We start from the raw sequence: 17,462 nt of genomic DNA, 5'->3' as shown, positions 1-17,462 counted from the left end.
ACCAAAAAGAGAGTAGAAAAAGTTAAGCAGATAAGTCGCGTAGATACATATATTTTTCTGTTACATCGCCTAATTTCTTATAATTTTTATGTTTGAGAATATCATATTTTTCCGATAAAAATGGATTTGCACCACGTATTTTTAAGATACACTGTTGTCCTTTTAAACTTGCTACTTCATCAGGGTCCATCAGATTACGCCCCAATTTTTGGAAGCTTTCATTGAAGGAACCATTTGAACCTTTTGTCACACTGATATTTCGCTGTTCGATCGTCTCTTTCCCCAGTAGTTTAGAAATATATTCATGTGTACTTTGCTCCATTCCACCCAAGTATAAGAACACATCACTTGTACCAATGATGGTTTCCCAAGTATCCTTATACAATGTCTTTAATTGGCTGATATTTTGCAAGATCACATTCGTTGAAATTTCTCTACTTCGGATAACAGAAATCACTTTTTCAAAGTCGGGTATCTGTCCAATATTGGCAAATTCATCTAGGATACAACGCACATGACAAGGCAATCGTCCTTTATAGATATTATCCGCTTTGTACACGAGCATATCGAAAAGCTGCTGGTACATCATACTTGCTAAAAAGTTGAAACTCGTATCTGTATCTGGCAACAAGATGTACAGAATGGTTTTCTCATCGCCCACTGTATCTAGTTCCAACGTATCTTTTGAAACCAACTCTTTGATACTTGGAATATCAAATGGTGACATCCGTACACCTAAACTCACTAAGATACTCTTCGTTGTCTTATCCCCAGATAATTTGAAGATTTTATATTGCGCTACAGCAAAATTCGTTGGATCTTTTTCTTCTAGCTCATTGAATAAGACATCTAACGGACTGACAAAGCCTGGAACATCTTCTTCGATATCGGCTAACCGAACCAGTTCGATCACATTGCCTAGTGTGCGGTCTTCTTCCACCACTTCTTGGAGCAAATAACTGAAAATTGCCATGAGCAAAGCCGTTTCTGCCTTTTCCCAGAAATCATCGCCCCCTTTTTTGTTAGGGTTAGAGGTATTCTTGATCAGATTGTTCACGATTTTTAAGATATCATCTTCGGTTTTTATGTAATGGAATGGATTGTAGTGATGTGTATCCCGGCGATTGATCAAGTCGAATACTTTGATGTGGTAGCCTGCTTCTTCAAACATTTTTCCTGTCTCCGCCAATAATAACCCTTTCGAATCACTTACTACATAAGAAGAGTGCATCTGCATCAAATTCGGTTTTACGTAGAACCGTGTCTTACCACTCCCAGCACCTCCGACAACTACAACATTCTTATTTCGATTGAAGTTGTCTTTGCCGGTTATCTTCATCCTGCCTGATAACGATAAACTTTCCGTCTTCGTCAATAAAATATTAAAATCTTTTTTCTTATCTATGAATGGGTAGATGTCCCGCGGTTTCCCCCAACGTGCACTCCCGTATTCTTCTCCTGGTCTGACATTCTTGTCGTCGAACACTTTATACAAGACAAATAATCCATAAGCTAGAGTCAAAAAACCTCCTCCAGCTAATGATCGAGTATCAAAAGTAAAATGAAAGGAAACATTTGACAGTTCATCTATAGTCTGAAGAAATCCTGTCATCAGTTTATCTAAAAAAGAAAGCTCTTCTGATTTTTCAGCTAAAAATAAAAAACATGTTCGATTCCCTATATAAAGCAGTATGCTAATAATGACGATATGCAAGCTGATCCATGCATATTGTTTTTTTCTCAAGTTGAAACCTCCTTTTCTGATCGCTTTTTTAACTCATTACTGGTTGTTCTACCTTTTTCTTCCTAGTGTTACTTTGAGTCGCTTCTCGTTTTTTTTGTTCTTCCTGTGCTACTTGCAGTGTCTGATTATTTCTCTGACTCGCTAGATTGGATTTTTCAACCGATGTATTCTTTAAATCAGAGAACGAGCGTAATACTTTTTTCTCGGCCACAGCTTCCGGCGTTCGCTGCTCACTTTTTACATTGACAGAATGAGTCGCTTCATTTTTGATCGCTTCTATCTTTGGCTGGCTTGGGCCCGCTTGATCTATTCGACTTTGAGAATTCTGTTCTCCTTTATGAGCTGGTTCCGTTACCTTAGGTCCTTCTACTTTTTGCGCTACCATTTCTGCCTGTGGCCGCTCAACTGCTGATTTGGCCACCTCCGTTCTTACTGGTTCCGGCGTTTTCTCTTTAGCAACGACTTGTTCTTTTGTTTCCACTTTCACAATTTCACTGATTTTTTCTTTATATTCTTGATTTAGTGACTGATGCTGTCCTTTTTCTTTATCTTTTTCATACCGCTTAACAATCATCTTTGCCCGATTGCGGACTTCCCGCCGAACAAGAAATTTTTGAATTGGTTTGAATACCAATTTATCCGCCAACAATACCGAACCACAAACGATGAATGAACTAGCCGCAAGAGCAAATGCATCGGTCATGATTGAAGAAACTAATACTGGGAATATTGCCGGCGCAATCGCCCCAGCAGTAAAGATCGCTCCAGCAGTCAAACCAACAATCAATGCGATTTTTATCTTATGACGCCACATATAATCAAGGGAACGCTTGGTCAAATTCCACGCACGCATTTTCAGAGATAATCGTTCCCCAGTCACAGGATTGAAGCCTTTATTCCGAAGTTTTCTTTGTTCTGGTGTTAATTTTCCGTCGATGTGTAGCGTTTTTTTCAATTGCGCAATTACTGGTGCTAACTTCGCAGCTACCGGTCGTATCGTATGTTTTGAAATGGTTTCTTGTGTGTTCGCTATTCTATTTTTTATTGGCGTATACACTTTGTCTTTAACGGGGGAAAGAACCTTTGCCTGCACCCTCTCCACAACTTTATCTAAGCCTTTAGCTGCTCGAGGAAACTTCTTTCGAGTCACTTGAGAAAGTCTATCCATTCCTCGTCCCAAAAGCTTTGGTCCTACATACAAAACTTTTTGTGCGACATACGTTCCTAGAATTGCTTGTTGGACTGCACTAATCCCCGCTGCTCCATGCATTATCAAAGTCGTATCTGGCATAACTTGCGCTATAAAACCTGGAACGGCAGGCATTAATAGAAATGGTGTAGCCCACGCAGCTTGCCTCCCGATAAGCGCATAAAATGATGGCCTTTTAAAAACATGGTACCAACGATTGCTTAGCTCTTTATAGTCTATCTTTTTTAGTTCATTCGTCTTTTCAATCAGCTCAAGCGTATCTTTTTTTACTTGTTCGATTTCTTGTGACAGCATACTTTTATCTTTTGGTACTACTTTTTCGATATAGTCGCTTAATTTATTGTTATCTTGGAGAATACTCTTTAGATCATTTATGAGCTGCGTATCTTCCGCCATGGTAGCCTTGATATCCTTAAATCGATCTACTCTTTGTGTCTTCGATTTTCTATCAAGGAGAAAGTTATTCATCGGCGCTTTTTTTATTATTGCCTCAGCGATTCGGACACGTTGTTCCAATAATTCGACTTGCTCCTTCAAATAAGGCCGATATGCCTCCATCAACTTTCCATCTACCTTCTGATTTGGTAAAGTCAATTCAGGTGTAGGTCGACTACGTTTTACTGCTGGGCTTTCCATCGCCTTTTGAACAGAGTGAGGACGCTTTAAATTAGGTCGCGGAAGCTTGATTTTAGGGTTCTCACTTCCATCCACTACATGCTCTCGTTTCAACTGAGGACGTGGCAGTTTGATTTTAGAGATCCCATTTCTATCGGTTAAATGAGGTGCGGAATAACTACGTGTTAATTTAGGCCGTTCTTGGATGTTCTCTTGAATGGATTGAGAACGATTTAGTTTAGGACGTGGAATGTTAAATTCTGATTGTCGAAGCAACAAATCAGAAGTATTTAATACTTTCGCAGGATCTGATACTGCAATATTTTCCAGTATTTCACTATGTGCTATGTAAACATTTTTTTCAAACGTCAATTTTTCCTTCATCTCTTGGACAGCGTCTAATTTTTGCTTTAAATCGCCTACAGACTCTTCATCCTTTGGAAGGTATTGCGAAAATGATGGCGTTCTTTCCAAACGTTGGACAGGCTCAACCGCTTTTTCTATGTTCGTAAGATCATTCGTATTCCCCAGCTTTTCCACGATCTGGATTTCTACATTAGACAACTGAGCGATATTTTTTTCAGTATTCGTCAATGCTTCTTGGACGACTTTGTTTTCATGTTTTTTTAATTGACTAACTTCTCTTCGAAGCTTATCCACTTCTATTTCAAGACTTTTATTTTTCTCATTAAGTACACTACTCGCTCGCATAAATTCTGCTGATCTCAAACTAGTAAGATACGAGATATTTTGGTTAGAGGGATCTTTGATTGCTTGCTCGAGAGAAATAGTGTTTAATCCATTTTTAGCTGTTTCCAATTTTTGATTATTGATTTGATAATTTTTTTGGGCTTGAACCAAGTCAGCCATCAAATTTTTCTGTTTTTCTTCTAATACCTTTAAGTCAATCGTTTTACCTGTGGGTTGTAAAAAACTCTTCTTTTTTTCTAAACTTTCTTTTTCAACTAGCCAATCACTGATTTTTTTTTCTGTTTCTAAGTTCTGTAACTTAGTCGCTTTTAGTTCTTCAAAGCTTTCTAAGATATTCCCTATGGAAGGTGGTTTTTCGCCACTTGCTATTCTTAAAATCCGTTTGTTATGTTGCCCACCTTTCTCAGTCAAAAAAAGTTTGATAAAATCCTCAGTTAAATTAGACTGATTGATAAGATCATCTATCGGATTCCCTGATTTATCTTCTTCGTTCGTTCCCATTTCTTATCCCTTCTTTCTAAAGCTTACAGTGTATGATCACTTGCTAATATAGGAGATTTGGGAAGTGATTGGCTACTTTGCCCAGAACGCGTATGGACATTGTTGATTTTTTCCTTAAATGATTGTCGTTCTGATTGTTTGACATCCTGATTTGTTAATTCATTCACAGGAGAATTTAGATTTCTTTCGACTTCTTTAACAGCGGTTTTTGCCTTTCGTTCTTGGTACTTTTTATAGCCCCATTTTCCTAAAGGCTTGAGCATCCAATTATAAAGGACGGTTTTAGCTATCAATCCAGCTAACTTAAGTAGTCCCCATATCCCTTTTCCTAAGCATTCCAGCATTTTACAATCATATAAAGTAAACATTTTTCTTCCTTCCTCTCTATAAATCATACTTTTGTTTAATGATAGACGAAAATAGTCACAATCTCATTTCTATTTTTTCAAAATTATTAAAAATTTGACGAGCCAAAAAGCTAGGAGGAATACAAGCACTCCTCAAAGTTCGTCCAAAAGATAGGTGTCGGTACTTTAGAAATTTTCAAGATCTCCGATGTGATCCGCTCAAAATTCAATGAAAGATCAGTCAAGACCAAGTCATATTTATTTACGATTTGATAGTCGATAGCAAAGATATCTTTTTCATAAATATCAATATTTTTGAAAAAAGGATACTTGTTCAAAATCAGCTTTTTATATAGCAAGGCTAGACCGACTTCTTGCGTACTTAAAACCAAAATCGACTTTTCTTGTATTTTAGGTTCGATCATTCGCAACAGTTGAGGCGATGAGATGATCAGTTCTAAAAATAGATCTTTATGTAATAATTCACTTTGCTCAATAAAATGGAGTTCAGACGTGGCTAAGGCCAGATGATAGGCCTGCCAGATCTTTGGATTCGTCTTCATCATTTTCTGATAAAAGATATCTGCATAACTTACTTTAAAGATCATCAATTCTTTATAAAAGTTGATATAGTCCAAAAAATAGTCCACTTTTCTTTTATTGACTGCGGAATCAATATTCAATAAGTAATAAAAATGCGTCAAAAATTTTTCGATTTTTGTAGGCATCGCCCCATATTCCCTTGGATTATCAGTAAATAGTAACCCAAAATACGAGCTTATGACATTGGCCACATTAACTTTATTGACATTAAATTTGTACTTTTGGTTCATCAAAGTACCGAAAACTGTATCATCGTGAATTATCTTATAGACCGTGTCAACAACTTCTTCTTTATTGATCAATTCGATTGCAGGAATAAAATGCTTATTCCCCACACGAATGATCGAAACAAAAATATAATATACGGAATAAATGATTTTTGGCGTACTAGCTGCCTTTTTTTGTGTTTTTAAGCAACGTCGCAGCAATTGATAAATGGTGTCAAAATATGTAAACTCTTTTACTCGATACATTTCTTTGAACATACTGGCAAACAGCCGCCTGATCTTCGTTTCATTGCCAACGATAACTAACTTTGTATCTAAGTCTATCTGTATATCCATCTTCTCATGTAAAAAATATGTATTGATTTTTGTTACTATACGCCGAATACTTGTTTTACTTAGGAAAAGTTCTGTAGAAATATCATTTAATGTCGGTTCAGCGATAAAGATATGTTTTAAAATCTTGACATTGATCGAACTATTCAATATTTTCACATAAATATCATCTAAGTTGATATTCTTAGGAATCCTCAAAGATGCTTCTTTATAATGATTGATTCCAATATGTGCAGGAAAGCAAGAAACATTGAAATGATCAATGTCAGCAGTAATCGTTTTATCGGTTATATTTAATTTTCTCGCCAGTTCACTAATATTAGAGGATTCAATATTTAACAAATAAAGTAAGGTAATTTGCCTTTCCAGTTGCTTTTCAAGTAACCCCATATCATTTTTCCCCTCTCTTTCAGAGCTATAGATGTATCGTACAGTCAATTCCTTTATTCCTCTGGAACTTTTTTTCTATTATCATAAATTTAAGTTTTAAGTACGAACATAAATTATGATATAATTTATGTTTTTTATTTTCATCAATGATAGAACGAGTATTCATTACAATACAAAAAATAAAATAACATACATTAATATATAAAATAATTTTTTATCATTTAAAATTTGGAATTTTATTTTATATTCCGCCTATAAAAAAACACTTACATTGTTAAATAATTATGATAAAATAATATATATACTAAGAAATGAAAGGTGGCGAAAAAAGATTTTTGCTATTTAAAAATCTAAAAAAGATGACAAAAGAACCTAGTATACTTGAAAAATCTTCTGAAAGACAAATAAAATTAGCCTTGATTCTGGGTATGTCAGATAGCGATTGTGACACCTTAGCACAACAATTAAATATCACAAAAAAAACTTTATTGAGTGATGTTGTTTTTTTTAATCATACCTATTCACCGATTGCAATCAACATCGATCAATATCAAATTACCTCGTTAAACATACCAAGTGATCAGAATTTAGAAGACCTGATAAAACAAATTCTTAATCATTCAACAAATATTCAGATACTCAAACATATTTTTATAGAAGAAATAACTTTATCGAAGCTTTCAGAAACGCTGTTTTTAAGTGAAACAAGTATTCGGCGCATCATTTTAAAGATCAACACTTATTTTAAAAGTAAGAAATTGCCTATAAGCATCCACCTAACAACAAAACCAAAAATCATTGGGGATGAAATTTTTATCCGGCACTTTTTTTGCAGCATGTTTCGGGAGTTATATCCACCGCAACATCTCCCTCATTTTGAACACCTATTTGAAATTTTGAAACGTTATTATGAAAAAAGTAATTCTGCTACTGATATCAGTACATATAAATTGATTTTGAATAGTTATTATTTTTATATTTCACTTATCCGTATCGGGCATCATCATTTAGTAGAAGTATCTCCGACTGAAAACTGTAGTACGACCTCCATATTTTTTGATTTACTACAAAAAAATACTGTCCTATGTTCAATCATCGAAAAGAATTATCAATGTAAGATCACTAGAGCAGCAATTCAAGACATCATTCAATCTGGAATATATTTGTTCGAAAATCGTGCTGACAACCATAAAAAAAATGAATGGGATCAATTACATACATTAGCGCAACGCTTTTATACTCAATTAAATATAATTGCTCCTTTATCTACTGAAGAGAAACAACAGTTACAGGATTTTCTTCATTTCAATCAGGAGTTGCAATCGTTCAAAACAACTTACATAGAAATCCTATCCGATCTTTTAATCAAGCATTCTCCGAAACTTCTAGTTGCTTACGATACAGCCATAGAAGACGCCGGACTTACAAACATTAAAAAGAACCATTTTCTGTATGAAGAGTTACTGCTGGAATTGATCACTTTATCCCCTCAACTATTGGCGACTTTATTTCCACATAAAGCGCATTTTTCGATCTTGATCATTTCCTATCAAGAAGAACGAATTTTATCCTTTTACAAGCAACTTTTATTAAAGAAATTGCCCGCATTGCATTCAATTGATACATACAAGGGAAATATCTTCAAACTAGATTACCAAGAAATCAATCAATATGACTTAATCTTAACGGATATCGAACTAAATAAGAGTCGAATAACCACACAGATGCTAAAAATTTCCAAAGTACCTATTTCTTCTTTTTGGAACAATTTAGAAGAAATCCTTTATACCTGACACATCATTGGTCAAAAGAACTAGCAAAAACCTATGGATAGTATAAAAAAGTCGGACAGAATAGCTCCTGTAACTAAGAAGGGGTTCACAGAATTTTCTTTTCAAATTTTTGTGAATCCCTTCTTAGATTTTTCTCGTTCCTTATATATCACTCCCACCTATAATTGATTTTATAAATTTTCCTTGTGTTTTAATTTTAACAATGTTAAATTAAAATAAATAATATTAATAAAAGGAGAGTAAACTAAATGGATTGGTTTTTCACTTTAGAAACTGAAGAACAAGAATTTATAAAAAAATTCTTGTTCGCTTCAGGTTCCTTAAAGCAATTAGCAAAAGATTATCAAGTTAGTTATCCGACTGTCAGATTAAGATTGGATCGATTGATCGAAAAGATAAAATTATCTGAAGAAAACAATGATTCTTTTGAAATTGCAATCATGGAGATGGTTATTAATGAAAAACTATCCTTAGAATTAGCAAAAGAAATTTTAATAAAACATAAGGAGAGTAACCATGAATAATATTTTAGAGCTTTTATTGATTGTTTTCGTCATTGCTTTTCAAACGCTGTCAGGATATTTAGGAAAAAAATATTTAGGGGCTATCTTACCGGTGATTTTTAGTGGCTTAGTTGTCTATATTGTCATTAGTGGTCACTGGGATCTCTCTTTTAAAAATATTTTGATGCCTTTCGTTGGTTTGATCGCGCTGATCTGTATGTATGAAGGCGGAAAAGAGTCGAAGAAAAAGAAACTCGCAAAAGAATTAGAAAAAATGAAAGCAAAAGATATCCTTAAGCGATAACAATAAAAAAATACGCCACCTAACTTCGACATTCTAAAGTTAGACGGCGTGTTGCTTTTTCATTATCTCATGGTTACAAACTCTTCAGCACCTGTAGGATGGATTGCTACAGTATTATCAAAATCGGCTTTTGTTGCTCCCATCTTGATAGCTACAGCAAATCCTTGGAGCATTTCATCTACACCAACACCGATTGCGTGTAAGCCAATGATTTTTTCTTCTTTACCTACACAAATCAATTTCATTTCACATTTCTGACGATAATCATTCAATGCAAAATACATAGGTGTAAAGCGGGAGCGATAGACTTTGATTGCTTCTTCTCCGTACTCCTCGATTGCTTCTTTTTCTGTCACACCGATCGTTGCAATCGGTGGATGCGTAAAGATGACCGTTGGTACCAAGTTATAGTCTAAATACGAATCAGCTTTACCATTGAATAAACGTTCAGATAAACGACGTCCTGCAGCAATCGCTACTGGTGTCAATTCAATTTTCCCAATAACATCTCCAACAGCAAAAATATGGCTATCTGTTGTGTTTTGGTATTTATCAACTACGATAAATCCTTTTTCATCTAATTGGACTTGCGTATTCTCCAAGCCAAGTTTCGCCGTATTCGGTACACGACCACCAGCAAATAGGACACAATCCCCTATCAATTTTTCGCCATTTTCAAATACGACAGTATAGTCATTCTCATTTTTGATGATTTCTTTGGCCACATAGTGTGCATAGGTTTGAATCCCAGCTTCTTGGTACATCTCTACTAAGTTATCAGATAACATTTGGTCAAATGTACGTAATGGGCGTTCTTTGCGGTATGCCCACATTACTTCGCTCCCTAAGCCGCGAAAGACTCCTGAAAGCTCCGCAGCAATATATCCAGCACCTAAAACAATTGCTCGTTTTGGTAGTTCTGTCAATTCAAAGAAGCCATTTGAATCAATCGCATACTCGCCCCCAGGAATACTCATCTTGCTAGGTTTTCCGCCTGTAGCGATCAAAATTTTTTCTGCTTGATATGTTTCGCCATTTACTTCCACTGTTTGGCTATCGACAAATGTTGCATATCCTTTGATTGCATCAACATGATTACTATCCAACCCACGTTGATACGCTCCATGTAAAAATTCGATGTATTTTTCACGTCGTTCAACTAATTCTTTGAAGCTTACCTTTTTTAGATCCGCTTGGATGCCATAACTTGGAGCATCTCGTTCAATCGTTTCTAAAATCGTACTTGCTTGCCACATGACCTTTTTAGGTACACAGCCGACATTTACGCAAGTGCCACCTAATTCATTTCCTTCAATCAATAAGACTCTTGCACCATGCATTCCTGCACGATTTGCTGAGGCAATCCCACCTGAACCACCACCGACGACTATATAATCATAAGTTTCCATGTTATACCTCCCGATTTAAAAGGATCATGTCAATAATGATTCCTTAGATAACAGCTTAAACACGCTATGAATGCTCTTTCACAAGCTTTATCCTTACAAAAAATAAGTGTAACACGTTTTACTAAATAATAGGTTTCAAATGCTCAGCTTGTCATGCCTCCGCTATTATTTTCTTTTACGGATCATGTCACCTGGCTTAACTGGTTGAGCTACTGGCATCGTTAAGATCATCATTGGGTTAGGCGCGCGATCAATGGACTCTCCTTCATCATTATACATTACTTCCACTGGTTGGCTGAAATGTGTAAACCCTGGTCCATAAAATTCAATTTCATCGCCTACAGAAAAAAGATTTCTTTGACGGATCGTTGCAATCTTTGTTTCTGCATCATAAGACAATACTTCGCCAACGAATTTATAAACAGGGATCTTGCGACGTTCCCCAAATAATTGTTCATTTTCACTTGGTGTATTGTAGTAAAAACCAGTAGCAAGCTCTCGTTGTGCCACTTTCCATAACTCATCGATCCATTCTTGTTTACATACATAGTTATCTGGATCTTCCATGTAACTATCCACTGCTGCTTTATAGACATTCGAAACAGTTGATACATAATGGATCGATTTCATCCGTCCTTCGATTTTGAAACTATCGACCCCATTCTCGATCAATTCGGGGATATGTTCGATCATTGACATGTCGACTGCACTCATCGAAAATTCTTCTTCGATTTCTCCAGAATCAGTCAAGCTGTTTCTCTCTTGACCAAATGGCATATCGAACAGTCCATATTTCCAACGGCATGATTGAGAACAGCCACCGCGGTTTGCATCACGCATCGACATGTGGTTAGACAATGTACAACGTCCAGAATAAGAAATACACATTGCACCATGAATGAACGCTTCAATTTCAATGTCTGTATTTTTACGGATCTCTGCGACTTCTTCCATTGAAACTTCGCGTGCCAAGACGACACGTTCTAATCCTTCTTCTTTCCAGAATTCAAGCGTTTCAAAGTTGGTTGCAGAGGCTTGGGTAGAAAGATGGATAGGTAGACCAGGTGCTTCCGTTGCACAAATCTCGATTAAGGCAGGGTCTGAAACGATCACCGCTGAAATGCCAACATCACGCAGACTTCTAAAAAATTCTCCTGCTCCCTCTTCGTTTCCTTCATGAGTGACCATATTCGCAGCAACATATACTTTTGCATCATGTTCTTTGGCAAAAGCAACACCTTCAGCCATTTCTTCATAGGTGAAATTACCGGCACGACTCCGCAAACCATAAGCATTACCGCCAATGTACACAGCATCTGCACCATAATGGATCGCTGTTTTTAATTTTTCAAGTGTTCCTGCCGGAGCTAAGACTTCCGGACGTTTTAATTTTCGTTTTGTTGTCATTTTTCTTTTGTCTACTCCTTACTTGATGGCTTCAGGATCAATATAAAAGAAGCCTGTATCTAATTCACGATTTGTTGGATGTAATTCGTTGATTGTAGCACAGATTGCTTCAGCTTGTTCTTCATTCCATGAATCAGCAAGTAGCAAGTCTTTGGCTTTTACAAATTCTTGTGTGATCTTTACAAAATTTACTCCTGGTGTAAATAATCCGTCTAATTTCCATGTACGGAAGTGATGCGTATAAAGTTCATTCAATTCTTTAGAAAGATTTAGATCATTGCTTGCAAAAATATGTGTACCATGTGTATCTTCATAAATGGAATAATGTGTTTCTTCTTTTTTAGGTTCAGAAAGAAAGAGCCCTCTGTCACGGTCTGCACGCTCCTCTTGCTTCGTAAAATGATAATAATTTTGTAAAAGCGGCCGTTTCGATTGATGGATACATGTAGCACCATACACGAGTACTTCGACAGGAATCGTCAATTTCTCTTCCATTTTTTTCATTTCTTCAAACGGAACTTCACGTGCCAGTACTGCACCAGTCGCTCCTTTTTTCGCCCAAAAGTTGATTTGTCTTGCACTAGTAACCAACGTTTCTGCGTCAAATATATATGGAATACTCAATTCAGGGTATTTTTTCATTGTATAAATAATCCCAGTATCGCCCACCGTGATCTTATCGACCCCGATTTCTTTTAGAAATTTCAGGTATTCTGGAACTTTTTTCATTTTTTCAGGATGGATAATGCCATTCACCGCAATATTTGCTTGTTTGCCATATTGATGAGCCAATTCAACTAATTGGCGTTGTTCTTCTCTCGAGAATGACGCGGGTAATCTTAGGCCAAATAACTCTTCGCCAAAATATAAAGTGTCCGTCCCAGCTTCAATCAGCTCTTTCGCTTGTTCAAAAGATTCTACAGTAGTTATGATTTCGATCATTAGTTCCTCCTCCTACAACTCCATAATAGTAGCATAGCTTAAAAAACTTTCCAATACTTCTTATATTTATTGTTGGATTTTTGAAAATCTCTTCACAAGAAAAACTGCACATAATAAAAAAGAACGGCTATTATCTCTCCACGTAATGTTTACGTTAGGAGAGATAAAAAACCGCTCTTCTTAATCATTAGGATTCAATTGTTGCCTTTTTTGGTAAGCGAACGTTTAAAGTGATTTTCCCTTTCGAGGCGCCCACTGTGACTTGATCCCCTAAATGGATCTCGCCACCTAGTAAAGCTTCACTTAAACGATCTTCTACTTCTTTTTGTAGGGCGCGACGGATCGGACGAGCACCATACTCAGGATCAAATCCCGCTTTACCAATCACATCAACTGCTGCCGGTGTGATTTTCACTTGAATATCTTGGTCTTTTAATCGTTTGACGATTGCACGACTCATGATCTCAACAATCGCGTGAATTTCTTCTTTGTTTAGAGAATGGAATACTACCGTTTCATCGATACGGTTCAAGAATTCTGGACGGAACGTTTTCTTCAATTCCTCTAAAATACGTTTTTGCATGGCTTTATGATCTTTTGTAATATCTTGGACATTGAAGCCAACATTCTTTTCTTCTCGAATTTGTGTCGCTCCAATATTTGAAGTCATGATCATGATCGTATTTCGAAAATCAACTTTTCGACCTTTAGAATCTGTTAAGTGACCATCATCTAGTACTTGTAATAACAGATTGAAAACATCTGGATGGGCTTTTTCCACTTCATCTAATAGAATCACCGAATAAGGTTTTTGGCGGATTTTCTCTGTCAATTGACCACCTTCATCATACCCAACATATCCTGGAGGTGAACCAATTAGACGACTTGTGCTGTATTTTTCCATAAATTCAGACATATCCACACGAATCAACGAGTTTTCATCGCCAAACATCACTTCTGATAATGCTTTAGCCAACTCCGTTTTACCGACACCCGTTGGTCCTAAGAACATGAATGAGCCAATCGGACGATTAGGGTCTTTCAACCCACTACGAGCACGTCGGATCGCACGCGACACTGCCTTAACTGCTTCATCTTGTCCAACTACACGTTCATGTAGTAATGCTTCTAGTTCTAATAACCGCTGACTTTCCTTCTTTTCCAACTGTTGAAGTGGGACACCTGTCCATTCAGAAACGACAGTCGCCACATCCTCTTCAGTTACACGGTTCGCATAACCATTTTCGTGTTTTTCTTCAAGCAATAATAACTTATCTAGTTTTTTACGCATTGCTTTTTCTTGTCTGCGGAATTGAGCTGCCGTTTCAAAGTCTTGTTTCTGGATAGCTCGTTCTTTTTCTTTCACAAAAGTATCGATTTCTAACTTGACCATCGCCGATTTAGATAGATCATCTGTCTGATCTAAACGAACTTTTGCAGCTGATTCATCGATTAAATCAATCGCTTTGTCGGGTAATTGTCGGGAAGTGATATAACGTACAGAGAGAGTGACAGCAGAACGTACAGCTTCATCTGTGATTTCTACATTATGATGTTCTTCATATCTTGAGCGTAGTCCGCGCAAGATTTCTTCTGCTTCCTCCGGCGTTGGTTCATCCACTTGAATACGGGCAAAACGTCTTTCCAATGCCGAGTCTTTTTCAATGTACTTTTGGTATTCATCTAAAGTCGTTGCACCGATCGTCTGTAACTCGCCACGAGCTAACGCTGGTTTCAAAATGTTCGAAGCATCGATTGCGCCTTCTGCTCCACCAGCACCGATCAGCGTATGCAACTCATCAATAAATAAGATCACTTGGCCATCGTTATAAATTTCATCAATGACTTTTTTCATCCGATCTTCAAATTCACCACGATACTTCGTGCCCGCAACTAATGAGCCCATATCGAGCATCATCAAGCGTTTTTCCTGCATTTCTTCAGGCACTTCACCCAAGATGATCTTTTGTGCAAGTCCTTCCGCAATAGCAGTTTTACCTACACCAGGTTCACCCACTAATACTGGATTATTTTTAGTGCGGCGGCTAAGGATTTGGATCAAGCGTTTTACTTCTCTTGAACGTCCTACTACTGGATCTAATTTGCCTTCTTTAGCTAGTTGCGTTAAATCTCTTGCTAAAGAATCCAAAGTTGGTGTACCTTTTACCATTTGGCGCTTCTCTTGTGGGTTTCGACGACGTAGTCCACCATTACGAGTATCATTTTTCAAGCCCATTTTTTGTTTCAGTGATTGGCGTACTTTCGTTAAACTGATTCCTAAATTGATCATGATACGAGCAGCCATGATGCTTTCATCCTTCAACAGACTAGACAAAATATGCTCTGTACCGACTTTTTGCGAACCCATTTTCTTTACTTCGCTATTCGCCAATGCAAATATTTGTTTCATCCTTGGGGAATATGGAAGAAATACACCCTGAGGATACGAATTGACCATCCCATAACCAATTAAATGTTCGATCTCTTCATAAATATCCGTTTCGTTAAGCCCCACTTCTCGCAAGACTTTCCCAGCGATACCATTTGGTTCGAGTACTAAGGCTAACAAGATATGCTCAGAACTAACAGACTGATGTTTGAATTTTTTTGCTTCTTTTTGCGCAATTTCTAATACTTGTTGCGCTCTTTCTGTAAAAAGTTCTTCCATTTATGTTCACTTCCCATCTTCATAACTTAAACGTTCTAAAAAGGCTCGAAGAATCCTAGCACGTGTATAGTCTTCTAATTCACTAAAATTAAGTGTACTTTTAGCAATTGCACTTAACATTAAATTTCCTTCTTTTTTTGAAATCATTTGATCTTCATATAGCTTTTGGATAATCGCAAACGCATTTTTTTCACTGATCGTTTCATCAAACAGCTGATTGATTTGTTCCAGCATATGTCTTTTATCAGAAATCCTTACTTTTGCAATACGTATATAGCCTCCGCCACCCCGCTTACTTTCAACTAGATATCCACGTTGAATCGTAAATCTCGTATTGATGACATAGTTGATCTGAGAAGGAACGCAATTAAAGAGGTCTGCCATTTCAATCCTACGAATCTCAATCATTTCATTATCTTCCAAAATTTTCTTTATATAAGATTCAATTAAATCCGAGGTATTCTGATGTGCCATCTTACTCATTCCTTTGACTAATATTGACCTTAATTATAACGAATTTAATATCAGAAAGAAAGAAGAATGACTTTTCTTCATCTTTACCTTAGTATTTATTAAAATATATAAAAAAAATACGGAATAAACCATTCCGTATTAACGCGCCCAAGAGGAGTCGAACCCCTAACCTTTTGATCCGTAGTCAAACACTCTATCCAGTTGAGCTATGGGCGCATATTCAGTTCATTCAAATTATAAATCAACTTGAAAGTAAAAGCAATTAAAAACAAAAAATCGGGAAGACAGGATTCGAACCTGCGACCCCTTGGTCCCAAACCAAGTGCTCTACCAAGCTGAGCTACTTCCCGAAGATATAAAAAAGACTACGCGCCCAAGAGGAGTCGAACCCCTAACCTTTTGATCCGTAGTCAAACACTCTATCCAGTTGAGCTATGGGCGCATATTCAGTTCATTCAAATTATAAATCAACTTGAAAGTAAAAGCAATTAAAAACAAAAAATCGGGAAGACAGGATTCGAACCTGCGACCCCTTGGTCCCAAACCAAGTGCTCTACCAAGCTGAGCTACTTCCCGAAGATATAAAAAAGACTACGCGCCCAAGAGGAGTCGAACCCCTAACCTTTTGATCCGTAGTCAAACACTCTATCCAGTTGAGCTATGGGCGCATATTTGTAATGCCGAGGACCGGAATCGAACCGGTACGGTGATCACTCACCGCAGGATTTTAAGTCCTGTGCGTCTGCCAGTTCCGCCACCCCGGCGTATTGCTTTGGCAAAGCGGAAAACGGGGTTCGAACCCGCGACCCCCACCTTGGCAAGGTGGTGCTCTACCACTGAGCTATTTCCGCGTGGTTATGATGCCGGCTAAAGGATTTGAACCCTCGACCCTCTGATTACAAATCAGATGCTCTACCAACTGAGCTAAGCCGGCATGTGTAAATCATATAATGCGGGTGAAGGGACTTGAACCCCCACGCCGTAAGGCGCTAGATCCTAAATCTAGTGCGTCTGCCAATTCCGCCACACCCGCAAAAAATATGAGCCGTACAGGGCTCGAACCTGTGACCCTCTGATTAAAAGTCAGATGCTCTACCAACTGAGCTAACGGCTCATATGGAGGTTAACGGGATCGAACCGCTGACCCTCTGCTTGTAAGGCAGATGCTCTCCCAGCTGAGCTAAACCTCCATAAGATAATTCAAGCGTGGCGACGTCCTACTCTCACAAGGGGCAACCCCTCACTACAATCGGCGCTAAGAAGCTTAACTTCTGTGTTCGG

12 protein-coding genes, 11 tRNA genes and 1 rRNA gene are annotated in these 17,462 nt (G+C 37.3%); 3 read left to right on the top strand and 21 right to left on the bottom strand.

Annotated elements, in window-relative coordinates:
• Positions 1 to 22: 22 nt before the first annotated feature.
• The 4 genes from FGQ66_RS11955 to FGQ66_RS11940 form a co-directional block, all read right to left on the bottom strand.
• The gene (locus tag FGQ66_RS11955; RefSeq protein WP_081135088.1) at positions 23 to 1,744 is read right to left on the bottom strand and encodes a VirD4-like conjugal transfer protein, CD1115 family; all 1,722 of its coding nucleotides are present in this window, start codon (positions 1,742 to 1,744) and stop codon (positions 23 to 25) included.
• Positions 1,745 to 1,772: 28 nt separating this feature from the next.
• Positions 1,773 to 4,781, bottom strand: coding sequence for a hypothetical protein (locus FGQ66_RS11950; RefSeq protein ID WP_138302504.1), 3,009 nt, complete (start codon positions 4,779 to 4,781; stop codon positions 1,773 to 1,775).
• A 23-nt stretch (positions 4,782 to 4,804) separates the two neighbouring features.
• The gene (locus tag FGQ66_RS11945) at positions 4,805 to 5,149 is read right to left on the bottom strand and encodes a hypothetical protein (RefSeq protein ID WP_113846426.1); all 345 of its coding nucleotides are present in this window, start codon (positions 5,147 to 5,149) and stop codon (positions 4,805 to 4,807) included.
• A gap of 110 nt (positions 5,150 to 5,259) precedes the next feature.
• Positions 5,260 to 6,681, bottom strand: a complete 1,422-nt coding sequence (locus FGQ66_RS11940) for an AcpB/EbpR/MafR family transcriptional regulator (protein WP_081135080.1) — start codon at positions 6,679 to 6,681, stop codon at positions 5,260 to 5,262.
• Positions 6,682 to 7,040: 359 nt separating this feature from the next.
• Between FGQ66_RS11940 and FGQ66_RS11935 the strand changes: the two genes are divergently transcribed.
• From FGQ66_RS11935 to FGQ66_RS11925, 3 genes are all read left to right on the top strand, one after another.
• Complete coding sequence (locus FGQ66_RS11935) at positions 7,041 to 8,474, top strand: AcpB/EbpR/MafR family transcriptional regulator (protein ID WP_230315294.1); 1,434 nt, start codon at positions 7,041 to 7,043, stop codon at positions 8,472 to 8,474.
• Positions 8,475 to 8,722: 248 nt separating this feature from the next.
• Positions 8,723 to 8,998 (top strand): DUF2089 family protein, encoded by a 276-nt coding sequence (locus FGQ66_RS11930; protein ID WP_005881150.1) that lies wholly within the window; start codon positions 8,723 to 8,725, stop codon positions 8,996 to 8,998.
• Positions 8,991 to 9,281, top strand: a complete 291-nt coding sequence (locus FGQ66_RS11925; RefSeq protein ID WP_005881153.1) for a hypothetical protein — start codon at positions 8,991 to 8,993, stop codon at positions 9,279 to 9,281. The genes FGQ66_RS11930 and FGQ66_RS11925 overlap by 8 nt, the downstream gene beginning before the upstream one ends.
• A gap of 62 nt (positions 9,282 to 9,343) precedes the next feature.
• On the opposite strand, the gene gor is transcribed toward FGQ66_RS11925, so the two are convergent.
• The 17 genes from gor to rrf form a co-directional block, all read right to left on the bottom strand.
• On the bottom strand, positions 9,344 to 10,690 hold the full coding sequence (gene gor, locus FGQ66_RS11920) for a glutathione-disulfide reductase (protein WP_138302502.1): 1,347 nt from the start codon (positions 10,688 to 10,690) through the stop codon (positions 9,344 to 9,346).
• A 165-nt stretch (positions 10,691 to 10,855) separates the two neighbouring features.
• Positions 10,856 to 12,097, bottom strand: coding sequence for a peptidase U32 family protein (locus FGQ66_RS11915; RefSeq protein ID WP_005881157.1), 1,242 nt, complete (start codon positions 12,095 to 12,097; stop codon positions 10,856 to 10,858).
• Positions 12,098 to 12,115: 18 nt separating this feature from the next.
• Positions 12,116 to 13,039 (bottom strand): peptidase U32 family protein, encoded by a 924-nt coding sequence (locus FGQ66_RS11910; RefSeq protein ID WP_138302501.1) that lies wholly within the window; start codon positions 13,037 to 13,039, stop codon positions 12,116 to 12,118.
• A 187-nt stretch (positions 13,040 to 13,226) separates the two neighbouring features.
• Complete coding sequence (locus FGQ66_RS11905; RefSeq protein ID WP_138302500.1) at positions 13,227 to 15,707, bottom strand: ATP-dependent Clp protease ATP-binding subunit; 2,481 nt, start codon at positions 15,705 to 15,707, stop codon at positions 13,227 to 13,229.
• A gap of 6 nt (positions 15,708 to 15,713) precedes the next feature.
• Positions 15,714 to 16,181: a CtsR family transcriptional regulator gene (locus tag FGQ66_RS11900; RefSeq protein WP_005881164.1), complete on the bottom strand. Its 468-nt coding sequence runs from the start codon at positions 16,179 to 16,181 to the stop codon at positions 15,714 to 15,716.
• 142 nt (positions 16,182 to 16,323) lie between these two features.
• Positions 16,324 to 16,397, bottom strand: a tRNA-Arg gene (locus FGQ66_RS11895).
• Between the two features lie 60 nt (positions 16,398 to 16,457).
• A tRNA-Pro gene (locus tag FGQ66_RS11890) sits at positions 16,458 to 16,531 on the bottom strand.
• An 18-nt stretch (positions 16,532 to 16,549) separates the two neighbouring features.
• Positions 16,550 to 16,623, bottom strand: a tRNA-Arg gene (locus FGQ66_RS11885).
• A 60-nt stretch (positions 16,624 to 16,683) separates the two neighbouring features.
• Positions 16,684 to 16,757 (bottom strand) — tRNA-Pro (locus tag FGQ66_RS11880).
• Between the two features lie 18 nt (positions 16,758 to 16,775).
• A tRNA-Arg gene (locus FGQ66_RS11875) sits at positions 16,776 to 16,849 on the bottom strand.
• A gap of 10 nt (positions 16,850 to 16,859) precedes the next feature.
• A tRNA-Leu gene (locus FGQ66_RS11870) sits at positions 16,860 to 16,945 on the bottom strand.
• A 15-nt stretch (positions 16,946 to 16,960) separates the two neighbouring features.
• Positions 16,961 to 17,032: transfer RNA gene (locus tag FGQ66_RS11865), tRNA-Gly, on the bottom strand.
• 10 nt (positions 17,033 to 17,042) lie between these two features.
• A tRNA-Thr gene (locus FGQ66_RS11860) sits at positions 17,043 to 17,115 on the bottom strand.
• 17 nt (positions 17,116 to 17,132) lie between these two features.
• Positions 17,133 to 17,214, bottom strand: a tRNA-Leu gene (locus tag FGQ66_RS11855).
• An 8-nt stretch (positions 17,215 to 17,222) separates the two neighbouring features.
• Positions 17,223 to 17,295, bottom strand: a tRNA-Lys gene (locus FGQ66_RS11850).
• 3 nt (positions 17,296 to 17,298) lie between these two features.
• Positions 17,299 to 17,371: transfer RNA gene (locus tag FGQ66_RS11845), tRNA-Val, on the bottom strand.
• Between the two features lie 14 nt (positions 17,372 to 17,385).
• Positions 17,386 to 17,462, bottom strand: a 5S ribosomal RNA gene (rrf, locus tag FGQ66_RS15845); the annotation flags it as partial.

This window comes from Enterococcus sp. BSD2780061688st2 D3 (genome assembly GCF_005844145.1).
GTDB classification, from domain to species: Bacteria; Bacillota; Bacilli; order Lactobacillales; family Enterococcaceae; genus Enterococcus_B; species Enterococcus_B durans.
This window is presented reverse-complemented; position numbering and strand designations above follow the sequence as displayed.

Excerpts from the sequence above, each read along its gene's own strand:
- FGQ66_RS11905 (WP_138302500.1), bottom strand. The coding sequence starts at position 15,707 with ATGGAAGAACTTTTTACAGAAAGAGCGCAACAAGTATTAGAAATTGCG.
- FGQ66_RS11910 (WP_138302501.1), bottom strand. The coding sequence starts at position 13,039 with ATGATCGAAATCATAACTACTGTAGAATCTTTTGAACAAGCGAAAGAG.
- FGQ66_RS11950 (WP_138302504.1), bottom strand. The coding sequence starts at position 4,781 with ATGGGAACGAACGAAGAAGATAAATCAGGGAATCCGATAGATGATCTT.
- FGQ66_RS11915 (WP_005881157.1), bottom strand. The coding sequence starts at position 12,097 with ATGACAACAAAACGAAAATTAAAACGTCCGGAAGTCTTAGCTCCGGCA.
- FGQ66_RS11945 (WP_113846426.1), bottom strand. The coding sequence starts at position 5,149 with ATGTTTACTTTATATGATTGTAAAATGCTGGAATGCTTAGGAAAAGGG.
- FGQ66_RS11940 (WP_081135080.1), bottom strand. The coding sequence starts at position 6,681 with ATGGGGTTACTTGAAAAGCAACTGGAAAGGCAAATTACCTTACTTTAT.
- FGQ66_RS11900 (WP_005881164.1), bottom strand. The coding sequence starts at position 16,181 with ATGGCACATCAGAATACCTCGGATTTAATTGAATCTTATATAAAGAAA.
- FGQ66_RS11925 (WP_005881153.1), top strand. The coding sequence starts at position 8,991 with ATGAATAATATTTTAGAGCTTTTATTGATTGTTTTCGTCATTGCTTTT.
- FGQ66_RS11935 (WP_230315294.1), top strand. The coding sequence starts at position 7,041 with ATGACAAAAGAACCTAGTATACTTGAAAAATCTTCTGAAAGACAAATA.
- gor (WP_138302502.1), bottom strand. The coding sequence starts at position 10,690 with ATGGAAACTTATGATTATATAGTCGTCGGTGGTGGTTCAGGTGGGATT.
- FGQ66_RS11930 (WP_005881150.1), top strand. The coding sequence starts at position 8,723 with ATGGATTGGTTTTTCACTTTAGAAACTGAAGAACAAGAATTTATAAAA.